The organism is Paenibacillus sp. J31R34 (genome assembly GCF_059383715.1).
The window spans coordinates 117,187-131,570 of the sequence record NZ_JBXENU010000003.1 but is presented as its reverse complement, the minus strand read 5'-3'; the positions used below and the strand labels follow the sequence as shown (position 1 = coordinate 131,570).

The following is a 14,384-nucleotide window of genomic DNA, read 5'->3' as shown; positions in this document are numbered from 1 at the left end:
TCCTTCTAATCCTTTTTTATCACAATTTATTATTTATTTTCCTACAGCTTAAACCCCACCGTCACAATCTCACAAGGACCAACCGCCAAAGCCGCTCCCTGCTCCGCACTCACTTCAATCGCTTCCCCCACGCGCTCCAGCACATCGCTCTTATACAGCTGCTTGAACGCATCAGCGTTACCGCCACCAAAGCCAACATTCGACAAGCTAAGCTCTGCCGCCTGCTGCTTCATATTAAACCAGCGCAGTACAGCATCGCCGGACTGCTGGCTTACTTTCAGCGAGGAGAATGCAATGCTGTCGCCTTCCCAAGCAAACAATCCGCCAACTGGTGCAAGCACGCCTGCATGAACCGCAGTCTGGCTCGCCGTCCAAGGCACTTGGAACTGATACGCCTGCGCATAAGCACCTGATGAAGCACCATCGCCGTTATGCGGAATAATCGACAACCGGAAGCTTTGCTCGCCTAGACATTGTGCTTCTGGAGTCGGGAATACGCCCCAGTCGCCAAGCTCGGACACCGAACGAAGCAGCGTAACGGCAATCGTATTGCGGCCATCGCGCAGCACCTCGTATTCGTTCAAGCCAAGGTTCGCTACAACCAGTCCGCCCTGCTCGCCGCTCACATCAACAAAAGCTTGCTGATGCTGGGTATTGCTCGGGTTTTCCCACTCTGCCGAAGGCTCATTGTCACGCACAGCAACTTCAAAAATCGAATCCACATGATGAACCGCCGTCTCTACATCCGTCGGGAACAGCACGCGCACGCGATGATCCTTCGCCTGATTGTTAAACGAAGCTTGCCAGTCCAGACTTCTGGAGCTGCTGGAAAGTGCTATAACCGTCTTAATCGTCAAAGGCACCATGTCGGAAGCACGCTGCGCTTTACGCTCAGGGTAATAAACAGCCTCCTGCTTCTCAATCTCAAACGTTTCATCCGCCGATGCCGGAACCGCCCATTCATGGACGATTTCAAAAGCTGTACGGTAAGCGTTTTGCTCCACCAGACGAATCGCGGCTTTCAAGCCTTGCGTCGTAAGCGCCTGCTCGCCATCCGGCTGCTTGTACATATATTCGTTGCCAATGTCGCCTGTGTTCTCATAGACGCCCAAACCACGATACACTTGACCGCTGTGCTTGTCCGTCAAATCGAACGAGCCATCTTCTCCAATGGAGACATGCAGCCATTCATTTTCCAACACGGCCGAATCCGCAAGCTGATTCGCTGAACTCGCAGTCGCTTCGCCAGCCAACGCTGCATCTGCTCCAGCACCATTACGAACCCATGCATAGGACGACAGTCCAAGCGCTGGCACGTTCACCGCATCAAACGTCAGCTTAACTCGGCGGCACATATAAGGCTGGCGGAACTTGTCATCAGGCAAGTCGTAGCCAAATTGCAGCCCCAAATCCTCTACAGAGCAAGCAACCGCTGCGCCGTTATGATCTACAAGCACTCTGCCCGAAATATCTACGGCATTCATCCGGCGATTAACCTCTGGAAGCGGCAAGCCTTCACGGAAGTACAGACGCTCAACATCAAGCTCAATTTCAACAACGCCGCTGCGATTCCAGCCTGTCGTGTTATAAACAACGAACGGCAGCGCTGCTTGGCCGTACGAAGCGAATACCGATGTATCCACCGCTTCGGCAATCGCCTGCGTGCTATCCGCTACAATTGTCTCTGCCACATGGCGGCTCTTGTCAAAACGAGTGACCATCTCGCGGTGAACCTCATCCACACTGCAGCCGCAAATGCTGTCATGCGGATGGTTTTGCATCAATGTCTTCCATGCATAAGTAAACAGATGATGCGGGTATTCCTGTCCAAGCTTGTGCGCAATGGTCGCAAGCGGCTCGGCTACCTTCTCGAGCATCGCTTGGCCAAGCTGATTCATTTGCTTCAAATAAACACGAGCCGAAGCCGTGTTCACAAGCGTAGACCAGCCATCCGTACGTTGGCTGCGCAGCTCGCCCTTCACGACCGAAAGCTCGCGGTCAAGTCCGCTGTTTACCGCTGCCAAATAATCTTCAAAGTTGGAGTGGATAAAATCCGTATCCGGGTACAGCTTTCTTGCTGTCGCCAGCGCCGCAGACAAATCCTGCTGGATAGGCTGATGATCACAGCCGTTCATGAACAGCAGCTCGCCAGTAGCCGCATACTTCTCGGCTTCCTCCAGCTTTTTGTCCCAATAGATTTTCGCCTCTTGCTCATCTACCGGAACTTCCATGCCGTTGCAATACCAGTTGGCAAAAAGAATGCCCAGCACGCGCGAGCCGTCAGGACCTTCCCATTGCAGCTCGGAGAACGAGGATTCATAGTTAGAATCTGCTACCGTATTGTTAAAGCCAGTCGGCTTCACGCCTCTGCCAAATACCGCATTATCAATGCCGGCTTGACGCAAAATTTGCGGCGCCTGCCCGATGTTGCCGAAGGTATCCGGGAAGTAGCCGACCTTGGCTATGATGCCGTAACGGCTCGCATCCTGATGTCCCAGCTGCAAATTGCGCAAATTCGCTTCGCTGCTCGTCAGGAAGGCATCCTGCAAAATGTACCAAGGGCCGATCGGAATACGTCCTTCTTTAATATATTTTTCAAGGCGTTCCCGATTTTCCGGGCGTACCTGCAAATAATCCTCGAGAATGATCGTCTGGCCGTCCAAATAAAAGCTTTTGAAATCGGGGTCCGTATCCAGCGTATGAAGCAGCGTATCCATTAGCTTCACAAGGAGCACATGATGCTTCTCATACGGCAAATACCATTCGCGATCCCAATGTGTGTGGGAAATAATGTGGGCTTTTCTTTTAGAAGCCATTACTGCGCACCTCTTCTTTCTTCATGTTGATTGGGCAGCGAAACCGCTACCTCTACTTGATGCGGGCGATAGACAGCCAGCAGCTTCCCGCTTGCATCCGTTGCGAACAGCACAGAACGTTCCTTTTCCAGTGAAAAAGCGTACCGCCCTCCCGTCGCCGGGTCTTGTACTTCAATGTTGGCATCGAATCCGGATTCGGATACGAATACGAACAGCGCGCCGCTCTTAAATGTAAGCTTACGCCCATAAACGCCAGGCAGCTGGCCGCCTTGCAGCCAATTCAGCTCCTGCTCGCAGCCGGCCGAGGCAAGCGCATAGCGATACAGCTCCTTAATCGGCTCCGTACGCTCGTTCAGCTCCAGCGGCAGCGGACTCCATAACAGGCGTCCTTTGCCTACAGCCAGCTCAACGAGCTCGTCGCCAGCGCTTGCTGCTCGGTGAACAGCGGTAGCAGCACTGGCAGCCGCTTCACTCGCAGCAGCGCCGCCAATTAGAACCTCTTTCCATACCTCAGCTATGCGGCGATTGCCGTAAGATACAGGGAAAGTGGCTTCGCCAATGCGCAGCTGTTCCTCGCGCTGCACGTTGCGGAGCTCAAGCTGGCCGAGCAGCTCCGAGCAGCGATCGCTCGCTTTCCAGTAAGCGTCTAGGCCAATCGGTCCCATCCATAATAACGTAACGCCCGCCCGCTCTACAAGTGCAATAAGACGACCAAAGGCCGCATCATCCCAGTTATGCGCACTTGGCACAATGAGAAGCTTCGGCGGATTCGCCTCCAGCTCCTGCAAATGATATTCCGAAGCGCCGCGGAATGGCGTATTCAGCTCATAAGCAAGCACCCGCGTGGCTCGTGTTGTCGCATCAAACGCCAACTTACGATTGGAGAAGTCGTTGGAATACGGGAACAATACCGCCGTATCCTCCAGCTTGCGATCCTCGAATAAATCTCGGATTTGCTCCATAAAGCTGCCAAAATCATACGATACATCCGCTTCCGGTTTTTCCGTTCCATCCGCCCGCAGTGCGCCGATATGAGATTCATTGGCATTGTCCATATAGAAGTTTGTATTCCAGATCCACTGCACGGCACCTGCGCCGCCTGTCGCAAAAGCATACGCATATTTGCGCTCCAGCAAGCTGTGAAGCTCCGTTTCCGAGCGCTTCGCTCTGCCATCTGGCGTCTCCACATACATAATGCCGGTTTCCTGCACGACATTCGGTTTGTTTGCTGTTTTGGCAAACAAGCTGTCCCATACGAGATTGTCGTTCAGCCACCAGGAGTGAACCGTTGTATAATCAGCGGCTTCCTCGTAGAAAAACGGCGAAGGACGCTGTGCGCCAAGCGCCTCATCCTGACCGACCGTTACCATATGGTCTGGACATTCGTCTTTAATCGCCTCATACAGCTGCTTCGCCCAGCGATTGTGCATATCCATCGAGAACAGCACATAATCGAGCCAGCGCGTGCCATTTTTCCCCTGGTGCATGTCCTGCACATCGAAGTTGATTTCTTCTGGCTCCGGCGGCACAGCCGCTTCATAGCTTGGCAGCTGCTCCGGTGACATATTCCACAGCTCTTGAAGCCGCTCAAGCGATCCGTGGCGCTGTTTCAGCCATGCGGTATACGCCTTCTGTTCAAAAGGGTCGCGCGCCGAACGAGGCCCATTCGAGAAAATCCGCAGCGGATCAAACATCGATGGCTCATTGATCAAATCCCAGTCGACATTCATCGTCTGCTTGTGGCGGGAAACGATAGCGCGCACGAAACGCTTCTGGGCCTCTACGCTGCGCGGATCAAGATAAGGGTTTAGCCCTTCCCATGTTTCCGGCGTAAAGGAGAAGAACGTAAAGGTCACCTGCAAATCGTGACGCTTCGCCGTCAGCAGAAAAGCATCGATCGAACGCAGCGCCTCCTCGGACACATGGCCGTCAACCTGCATCACATTGCGGTATGCCGTCCAAATGCCTGTACGAATCCAGTTGATGCCGGCTTTGCGCATTTGCGCCATGTCACGGTCCCATACCGAAGCATTCGGCAGAAACAGAAACTTCCGTGCCACATCCGACGTCATATACGTCATGCCAACAACAGGCAGCGGACGCCCGTCCTTCTGAAAATAATCCCGTCCGCTCGTCACCGGGCTTCCCTCTGTGAGCAGCTCCTGATCAAAGCCCCAGAAGCCTTGGCGCAAAATACGCACCTCGCCCGACGTCGATTCCGCTCGGCATACGACCTTATAGTAGCCGCTTTGCAGCTCAAGAGGCACGGGCAGCCTTAGAATCTGCTGCTGCTTGCCCGCCTTCTGCTGCAGGCTACAAGTCCATTTCTGCTGCGAGTTTTCATGCTCAACCGTTATAGCAAAATCCCACTCCGCCGCCGTGTACAGGTCGGCCTGTCCATCGACAGCAGCTTCCTGCTCTGCACGCTCATAAGCAGATGACTCACATCCACCTGCAAGCTCTTGGCGAAGCTGCTGCACCTGCAGCGTCAGCATAGCCCGCTCGCCCGGCTCAAAGGAAGCATAGTTCGGCTTCAGCCACAGCTCCGTTACGCCAGCGGCACAAAAAGCTGCCCAGCGCCCTAGCTCAGCTGCTCCGCCTTCCAGCCAGAACGCCTTCGTCAGCGGCTGGTTAACGAACATCCAGCGCGCGCCTGCGAAAATCCCCTTCGTATTTTCCCAAAGTACGACAGGCGCAGCTACTTCGCGCCCCTTGGAAGAAATCCCCTTCAGCAGCGGGTAGATATGGGCATCCATTGGGCCGGCAGAGCCCATTTGATGCGGCAAATCGCTGCTTTTTGTTACATGCGGCACAAGATTCCAGGTTGGCGTCACGCTAAACAGCGCTTCCTTGCCTGCCAGCAGCGGAAGATCCTCTGCTGCTGCAAGCGCAGCTACCGGAGCAGCGGCGACTGGCAGCATTTCATGAATATGAAGCTCGCGGTGATAGGCTGTCTGCTCCGACTCCACCTGCCACTCGCCTGTTTCGCTGCGGCGAACAGGGCGCTTGAACGGCGCGCCGCCCAAGCTAATCAAGCTGCCGCCGCGCCGTAAATAGCCGATAATCGCGCTCCACGCTTGTTTTGGAAAATAAGGGGCATGCATATTAATGAAGCAGCCTTCCTTCGCGGCGCCAAGCGCATCCGCAAGCTCGTCTGCCCGGACAACGCGGCCTGCTCCTGCGAGCAGACCATCTAATTGGGCAGAAGGTTCCGAGGCTATCGGAAAGGACGGATCATAAAAGATGATGGCATGCTGCTTGCTCATAGCAATCCATCCTTCATCGCCCGATAAACGAGCTGCGAGAACAAGCTGTTCGACCAAGCAAACCATTTTCGCGTAAAGATGGCTGGATCATCCGAATGGAAGCCTTCATGCATAAAGCCGGTATCGGCATCAGTCGCTTCCAGCAGGGCAATCATGGCCAGCTTCTCTTCATCATTATTCGCGGTAATGCCCTGCATCGAAAGTGCCATATGCCAAATATAGCCTGGCGGCGTATGCGGGCTTCCGATGCCTTTGGCGATTTTCCCTTCATAATAAAAAGGATTTTCCTTGCTAAGCGCGAATTTGCGCGTATTCTGGTAAATCGGATCGTCAGCGGTCGTGTAGCCCAAATAAGTAATCGAGAGCAAGCCCGGAGTTCCTGCATCATCCATCAAGCAATAGTTGCCGAAGCCGTCCGTCTCATAAGCATAAATAGGGCCAAACTCCGGGTGACGGTAAATGCCGTACAGCTGAATGCCATGCTCGACATCATCTTCAAGCTGCTTAAGCTCCTTCACAAAATCCATATCGCGGAATACCCACTCGGCCATTTCTCTCATCTGCCGCAGCGTTACAACCGCGAACATATTTGCTGGAATGTTGTAATGGAAGTCGCAAGCGTCATCGCTCGGACGGAAGCCCGACCAGATCATTCCGGTATAATTTACCGGCATACCCATTCCGCTATTGCGCAGTGAATCGGTAGGAATCCCATTGTCCCTTACAAAACGGTAAGGGGAAAGCTCGAAGTGGCGCTGCTCGGTTTTCCAAAGCTCCACGATGCGGCGCATCGCTGCCTTAAAGCCGGAGTCAAAAATATCGGTCAGCTCCGTTTCTTTCCAATACGCATAAGCAAGGCGCATCGAGAAGCAGATCGAATCCAGCTCAAACTTGCGCTCCCATACCCACGGCGACATATCCGTCTCATCCGTCGTGTTCCAGTGCCAATCATTGGCCGATTCATTAAAGGCGTTCGCATAAGGATCAATCTGGATGTTGGCCATATGGCGCTTGATCAAGCCGCTAATCACACGCTGCAAGTCTGCATCATTTTTCGCCAGCGGCACATAATGAATGACCTGCTCAACCGAGTCGCGCAGCCACATCGCGGGAATATCTCCTGTAATGATAAAGGTTGTGCCATCGTCCATTTTTTTCGTCGTCGTTTCCAGTGTGTTCGGGAAACAGTTTTTGAACAGCTGAAGCAGCTTCGGGCGGTGCGCCAGCTTCTGCTCTGCTTCTTCTAATACCTGCTGAACCGCTTGCGGCAGAGCAAGCTCTGGCAGCGGAATTTTTGGCAATCTGAATTGTTCCATAGTGGGTGTAGCTCCTTTGACTATTATTTATTCTTTAACAGCGCCTACCGTCAGACCTTGAATGAAATAACGTTGGAAGAACGGATATGCGAACACGATCGGGCCGGTTGCCAGCACAACCATCGCCATCCGCGACGTATCCTGCGGCATCGATTGCAGAACGCCTACGCTTAGCGAAGCGTTTTGTGAATTTTTCATAATAAATTGCATGCTGTTTTCGATCCGCATCAGCATCGATTGCAGCGGCACCAAATTAGGCGAATCAATATACAAGAGCGCATTGAACCAGTCATTCCAGTAGCCGAGCGTACAGAACAGGGCAATGGTAGCAAGACCAGGCAGCGACAAAGGCAGTACGAGGCGGAAGAAGATGCCGAACTCTCCGGCGCCGTCGATTTTGCCTGATTCAATAATGGCATCCGGCACCATCGTCGAGAAAAACGTCCGCAGGATCATAATGTAAAAGGCATTAACTGCTAGCGGCAAAATGAGTGCCCATAAGGAATCCTTAAGCCCCAGCAGCTGCGTCATAACGATATAAGTAGGTACAAGGCCACCATTGAACAGCATCGTGAAAAAGGCAAAAAAGGCGAAAAAGTTGCGATACTTAAAGTTGCGCCGCGATATCGCATAAGCGAACAAAGCGGAGCATACGACACCGATAATCGTGCCTACAATTGTAATCGTAATCGTCACGCCATAGGAGCGGAGCAGTTGGTCGCCTGCCTTGAATAAATAGCGGTAAGCCTCCACACTCCATTTTTCCGGAATAATTTGATAACCATTGCTTGCTAGCGTCGCCTCATCCGTGAACGAAATAATCGTCACGAAGAGGAAAGGAAATACGCATAACAAGGCAAAAATGCCAGCCACGGCATGAAAAATAAAATTCCACGCTGGCGAGAGCTTATGAAAATCACGGCTCTTAATCGTTCCAACAGACACAGCCGTTTCCCCCTTTTGTTTTGGACTTCTGTTCCTAGAAAATTCAATAAACAAGCTTGCTGACATCCATCCTAAAACAATGCGTTGTCTTTATTAAACTTGCGCACGATGCCATTGGATGTAATAACCAGAATGAAGCCGATAATCGACTGGTACAAGCCCGCAGCCGTTGTCATGCCGATCTCACCCGTGGACTTTAGCCCGCGGTAAACATAAGTGTCGATAACGTTCGTTACGCTGTAGAGCGTACCCGAATCGCGCGGTACTTGGAAGAAGAGACCAAAATCGGCATAGAAAATTTTCCCGATCGCCAGCAGCGTCAGAATCGTCATGAGCGGCATCAGCATCGGCAGCGTTACATTGCGAATTTGCTGCCATTTGTTGGCCCCGTCAATCATCGCCGCTTCATAAAGCGACTTGTCGATCCCCATAATAGCGGCCAAATAGATGACGCTGTTATAGCCGACCGATTTCCATAGGAAAACGACGACAATCATAACCGGCCAATAACCCGGGCTCGAATACCAGTTGACCGGGTCCATGCCCAGCATCTCGGCGATTTGGTTGAACACCCCTCTGTCCAAGCTCAGAAAGCTGTAGACGAAGTAGCCCACGATAACCCACGATAGAAAATAAGGTAAAAACATGCCCGTTTGATAAAGCTTAGCGAGCCGCTTGTTCGTAATTTCAGCAAGCATAATCGCCATTGCTACCGCAATGACAAGGCCCAGCACAATAAACACGACATTGTAAAGCACCGTATTGCGGGTAATGATGTAGGCATCATTCGTACTGAACAGAAATTTGAAGTTTTGAAAGCCTACCCATTTGCTCTCAATAATGCTGGCTAGAAAGCCATCGCGGCTGTAGCGGTATTCCTTGAAGGCAATAATCATGCCCGCCATCGGCAGGTAGGAAAATAGAATAAACCACGCTGTAGCTGGAAGCACCATTAGCAGCATGGCGGTATTTTTGTTCATATCCTTGAAAAAACGTCCTATAGCTCCCAATTTCTTCACCTCTTCGCAGTCGGATTAATGAGAGAAGGCATGAAGCGAATACGATCCATTCGCCCCACGCCTTCCGCTTTACTTGCCGTTCGCGGCTCTCCACTCATCAAGCTGGCGCTGCGCTTCCACAATAATTTTATCCAGGCCTGCCGCTTTAAACTTCTCATTGGCACGCGGCAAATAAACTTCAGGGTCAACCGTACCGGTCATTAGAGCTGCCCAGTACTCTTCTTTAACGTTTTGTACGGAAGCAATTTCTGTTGTCACTTTCGATGTATCAAAGTTGAAACCCAGCAGCGGTGCTACTGTACCCGCATCATTAAATTTCTTGAATTCTTCCCATTTGTTCGTCGGGTCTGTCGTATTCAAATACGTAATCATCAGATTGCCGAGCGAGAAGGTTGGCATATCGTAGTTTTTCGACTCGTCGAGATTTTCCATGACGGTGTCGCTCACTTTTTTGTAATGCACATCTTCAATACCGGAATCGATCATATTGCGCAGAACAGGGTCCGTATTAAGCAGGTTCAGAAACTCCATCGCTTTTTCTGGGTAAGCGGAGTTAGCGGAAATGGCCTGCATCGAGCCCATAACCGACCAGTTGTAAATGAGCGCATCGCTCGCTGGCGTCGATACAACCGGGTAGCCGTAGCTCGCCGACCACAGATTGTCCGCGAACGGCTGCGAAGTCGCACGGTCCGCAAACCATTTGCCCGTCGTTTGCGCATCTGTCATGGAATCCATTGTTGCGGCTTCCGTCGGAATGTAGCCTGCTTTATAATATTTGTGCATCGTGCCGAGAATTTGCTTCATCTCAGGCGTGTCAAGCACGTTTACGATTTTGTAATCTGTCGTATCCAGCGCAACCGCCATTGGCAGCTTCTCAATAATGTAGTCGTATTTCACATACGGCATTTGGTTTTTATCCACCGCAAGCGCGTATACATCCGGTTCGTTTTCTTTAATCGTTTTCAGCAGCGGCTCTAGGCTTTCCAGCGTGTATACGCCGGACATGTCCAGGTTGTACTTGTCGAGCAGCTGTTTATTGAAGCGCCATACTTCTTGAGCTGGCAATTCTTTATTAGCTGGAATACCGTAGTTGTGGCCATCGACCTTGGAGCCTTCAAGGAAAGCTGGGTCTAGTGCACTAACGATGCCTTGGCCTTTTTCCTTCAGCAAATCATCGATTTGCAGGAAAGCGCCTTTTCTTGCATTTTGCACATAATCGAACGCCCATGACGCTGTAAACATAATATCAACCGGATCACCGGATGCTGTCATAACTTGCAGCTTCTGAGCGTAATCGCCCCAGTCCACCATGTTCATTTTAATCGTAACGCCAATTTTTTCAGCCGTGTATTTGCTCACTTCAGCCATAACCTTATCTACATCTTTTTGCGGTGTACCAATGGTGTACCAGATGAGCTCAACCGGCTTCTCGGCTGTTCCCGCTTCACCGCCGCTTTCGTTTTTACTTCCGCAAGCGCCAAGCACAAGCGATGCTACCATCAGCAAGGCAAGCAGCGGCATAAATCTTTTTCTCTTGTTACTCATTTTGTTTCCTCCCCAATCTATGTTCTGTACTCTATGTTTTAAATTAACGGATACGGCAATTTTCATATAGACCACAAACTAAAGGTATGATGTACAAATTAAAGAAAAAAACTACTCCATCCTGCGATTAGAGTAGTCCCTTGTATTCAGTCGGGGAAATTCCGACGTATTTCTTAAATTGTTTGTAGAAATAGCCTGTCTCCCAGTAGCCGACGGTTGCCGCAATTTCCTGCACCTTGAGCTGTGTCTCCTTCAACAGCTGCTGTGCTTTGCCGATTCGGTATTTATTTATATATTCGGTGAAGGTTTCATTCGTCTCCTTCTGGAACAGATGGCCGAGGTAAACCGGATGAATATTATATTGCTGGCTCAGCAGCTTAAGCGACAATGGCTGTGCATAATGCTCATGCACCTCGGTCAGCACCAATTGAATGACCGGGCTTTTCACATCCCTCAGCAGCGATTCCACCGTCAGGGCTGCTGCTTCCTTCACAACCGCCATCAGACCGTCAATCGAAGCAAGCTGCATAATTTTGGCGAAGCCCGCCTCATACAGCTCCGGCTGATCGGTCTGCTTAATCTCCTTGAGCTCCATCTTGAAGCGAATCATCAGCTCAATGGCCATACTTTGCATAAAAGCGGGCGTAATGCCTTCCCTAGCGTGGCAGCGCTCGAACTCCGCCTCAATCGCTTCATGCAGCTTCTCTATTTCCCTCGCTTTAATCAGTCTCGCAAAGGAGGGCCAATCGAGCGGTGCAGCAGCCTCATTTGCCGTCCCTGGCGGCCCTGCCTGCACAAGCAAATCGTAATCCAATATTTCGGGGTCATCATACAGCAGAAAATATTCCTGCGCTTTCTTCGCATTCGCGTAGCTGCGCGGCGCTGCTTCCCCCATTGGCTCGGCGCTGCCGATGGAGAGCCGCATGGCGCGCCTCGTCAGCTTCGGCTGCATGCTGCGCAGCTTTTCTATCGCCTCACGCTTGCCCTCCTCAGGCTCATCGAGCATAAATACGATGACCAAATCGCCATCAATATCGACAAACGGCAGCATCGACGAATCTTGCACAGCCAATCGCTGAGCAGCCTCATAGGCCGGTGATGCCGGCTCATCCGTACGTACTACAGCGGTAACGACATACGGTCGGTCGAGACTTAGCTGCAGCAGCTCCATTCGCTCCTGCAGCTCACTGGGCGCAATTCGTCCTGTCAGCCAGCGGTACAATATATTATCACGCAAAATACGAATATCGTATTCACTGAACAGCCGGTCCGCCTTGCTGGCATTCAGCTTGTCAATCGTGCCCGCGAGCGTTTCCTGCAGCTCGTCGAGATTAATCGGCTTGAGCAAATAGTTTTCGACGCCAAGCCTCAGACCCTCTTTTATATAATTAAATTCGTTATAGCCGCTTAGAATAATCACTTTCAGGTCCGGGCGGAATTTGCGCGCTTCCCGAATAAGAGTGAGCCCATCCATCGTCGGCATCGAAATATCGGTCAATAATATATCTGCGGGCAAATCCATCAAAGCTGCCAGCGCTTCCTGGCCATTTTCCGCGCTTCCGACGATTTCCAGGCCAAAGGCCGACCAGTCAATAATGTCATATAGTCCATCAATAATGAATGGCTCATCATCCACGATGAATACTCTATACATGCTCTGCCTCCTTGTCATAGGGAAAGGACAGCGTGACCGTCGTCCCATCTCCCTCTTTGCTGTCGATATCAAGCCCATATTCGCTTCCGTATAGCAATTGCAGCCGCTCATGCACGCTTCTAAGCCCGAAGGAGTCGCCTCCAGCTTCCTCTGGCAGTGCCAGCCTTTGCCGAATTTCTTCCAGCTGCTTGCTGCTGATGCCGCTGCCGTTATCGGCAATCGTCACCCAAATCCGCTCATACTTACGCCGCACGTCCACTTGAACTTCGTTGTCCATGCTGCGGGGCCGCAAGCCATGTACCACATAATTTTCGATTAGCGGCTGGAGCGCCATCCGCATCACCTGTTTGTCGCCAAGCCCTTCCTCACAGCTGATAGCATAGGAGAGCCTGTCCTTATAGCGGATGCGAAACAGCTCCAAATAAAGGCGCGCCGTTTCCAGCTCATCCTTTAAGGTATTGCTCCCCTTGGGCTGCACAAAGCTTTTGAACAGCACCGACAGGCTGTAAATCATCTCTCCCACATCCTTCGCCCCTTGCGAGACGGCCCGCATGCGAATAACCTCCAGCGTATTGTATAGAAAATGCGGATTGACCCGCGCCTGCAAAGCCGCAAGCTCCGTATGCTTCTGCTTGATTTCCGCCTTGTATACCGTGTCGATATGGCGGCTCAGCTCATCGAGCATATCATTAAAGCTGCGCGAAATTTGCCCCAGCTCGTCGCCTCGGTCATCCTGGATGCGCGCGGTCAGCTCGCCGCTTTCCACCTTGCGCATGAAGCGAATAATTTTATTCGTCCGTTTGGCAAAATTGACGACGGCGAGCGTCGGCACCAGCAGCACGACGGCAATGCACAGCGCGCTGATCAGCATAATCATCTGCTTCAGCCCGTGGGCCGCTGCCGCGACCTCCGCCTTCGGCGCTACACCGACGACGATAAAGCCCGCCTGATTTTGCGTCAGCGTCGTGACATAGGACTCCTGCTCCAGCATCGCCGTTCCATAGAGCGTATCCAATTTGTCCATATAGGGATAAACTTGCCCGTAATAGGTGTCCGAGGAATCGAACAGCACCTCTCCGGCTGGGTTCAGTACGACGATGTAGCCTTTAAGCTGACCCTCATAATTTTTCAGCACCTGCGTAATATTTTCCGATTTGAAGTAGACGAGCAATTGGCCTAGCCCTTTAAGCGTCTGCTTGTCATTAATCGGGAGCCGAAAGGCGTACAGCTCAGGATCGGTCTGCTCAATGGCGCGCCGCACCCAAATATTCGGAACGGATACGCGGGTGTCCTCCTGTGCCATCGCATCGGGAATAAAGGAACGTGAGGCGTTCGACGAAATCAGCTTCGTGACATGATTTTTCTTATACACATATAGAAACTGCCGATTCGAGCTGTACAGCAGCAAATTTTCGATATCCGGATCGTCCTCAAGCTTATTGTCAAAATAGTCCAGCCCTTTCGGCAGACTCGCACTCGCCTCATCCACATTTTGATCGAGCCTGAATTTCATATAGTCATCGAAGGGGTTTTGCAAAAAATAAGATAAATTCAGCGATAGCGGCTCATTGCGGTATACATCCACCATCATGGACTGGACGGAATCATATTTGCGGGTCATATAGCTGTTTACGCTATCCATCGCTTTTTTCTGATTTTCCAGCTCATTGCGAACGATCGATTGCGACATAAAATCATACATAAAATAAGCAAAGGTGACGATTGTGCCCGTCGTAATCAATACGAACAGCAAAATCATTTTCATAAAGAGATTATTTCGGACGTATTGATCGTACAGCCGCTGCAGCTTCATGGAAGGCTCC

General features: G+C 51.5%; 8 protein-coding genes. All 8 read right to left on the bottom strand.

Annotated features, from left to right (window positions below):
- Positions 1-41 precede the first annotated feature (41 nt).
- The 8 genes from AC50YG_RS09935 to AC50YG_RS09900 all read right to left on the bottom strand — a co-directional run bounded on the left by AC50YG_RS09935 (position 42) and on the right by AC50YG_RS09900 (position 14,374).
- The gene (locus AC50YG_RS09935) at positions 42-2,816 is read right to left on the bottom strand and encodes an alpha-mannosidase (RefSeq protein WP_494826541.1); all 2,775 of its coding nucleotides are present in this window, start codon (positions 2,814-2,816) and stop codon (positions 42-44) included.
- Positions 2,816-6,082 (bottom strand): beta-galactosidase, encoded by a 3,267-nt coding sequence (locus tag AC50YG_RS09930; protein WP_494826539.1) that lies wholly within the window; start codon positions 6,080-6,082, stop codon positions 2,816-2,818. The genes AC50YG_RS09935 and AC50YG_RS09930 overlap by 1 nt, the downstream gene beginning before the upstream one ends.
- Entirely contained in the window at positions 6,079-7,398 is a 1,320-nt protein-coding gene (locus AC50YG_RS09925) for a glycoside hydrolase family 125 protein (RefSeq protein ID WP_494826537.1), read from the bottom strand. Before AC50YG_RS09925 ends, AC50YG_RS09930 begins: the two co-directional genes overlap by 4 nt.
- A 27-nt stretch (positions 7,399-7,425) precedes the next feature.
- Positions 7,426-8,343 carry a carbohydrate ABC transporter permease gene (locus tag AC50YG_RS09920; protein ID WP_341282127.1) on the bottom strand — a complete coding sequence of 306 codons (918 nt, stop codon included), beginning with the start codon at positions 8,341-8,343 and terminating at the stop codon, positions 7,426-7,428.
- Positions 8,344-8,414: 71 nt separating this feature from the next.
- Positions 8,415-9,323, bottom strand: a complete 909-nt coding sequence (locus tag AC50YG_RS09915) for an ABC transporter permease (RefSeq protein WP_494827153.1) — start codon at positions 9,321-9,323, stop codon at positions 8,415-8,417.
- A 108-nt stretch (positions 9,324-9,431) separates the two neighbouring features.
- Positions 9,432-10,907: an ABC transporter substrate-binding protein gene (locus tag AC50YG_RS09910; RefSeq protein WP_494826535.1), complete on the bottom strand. Its 1,476-nt coding sequence runs from the start codon at positions 10,905-10,907 to the stop codon at positions 9,432-9,434.
- A 127-nt stretch (positions 10,908-11,034) separates the two neighbouring features.
- On the bottom strand, positions 11,035-12,561 hold the full coding sequence (locus AC50YG_RS09905; protein ID WP_494826534.1) for a response regulator: 1,527 nt from the start codon (positions 12,559-12,561) through the stop codon (positions 11,035-11,037).
- The gene (locus tag AC50YG_RS09900; protein WP_494826532.1) at positions 12,554-14,374 is read right to left on the bottom strand and encodes a sensor histidine kinase; all 1,821 of its coding nucleotides are present in this window, start codon (positions 14,372-14,374) and stop codon (positions 12,554-12,556) included. The genes AC50YG_RS09905 and AC50YG_RS09900 overlap by 8 nt, the downstream gene beginning before the upstream one ends.
- Between the last annotated feature and the right edge of the window lie 10 nt (positions 14,375-14,384).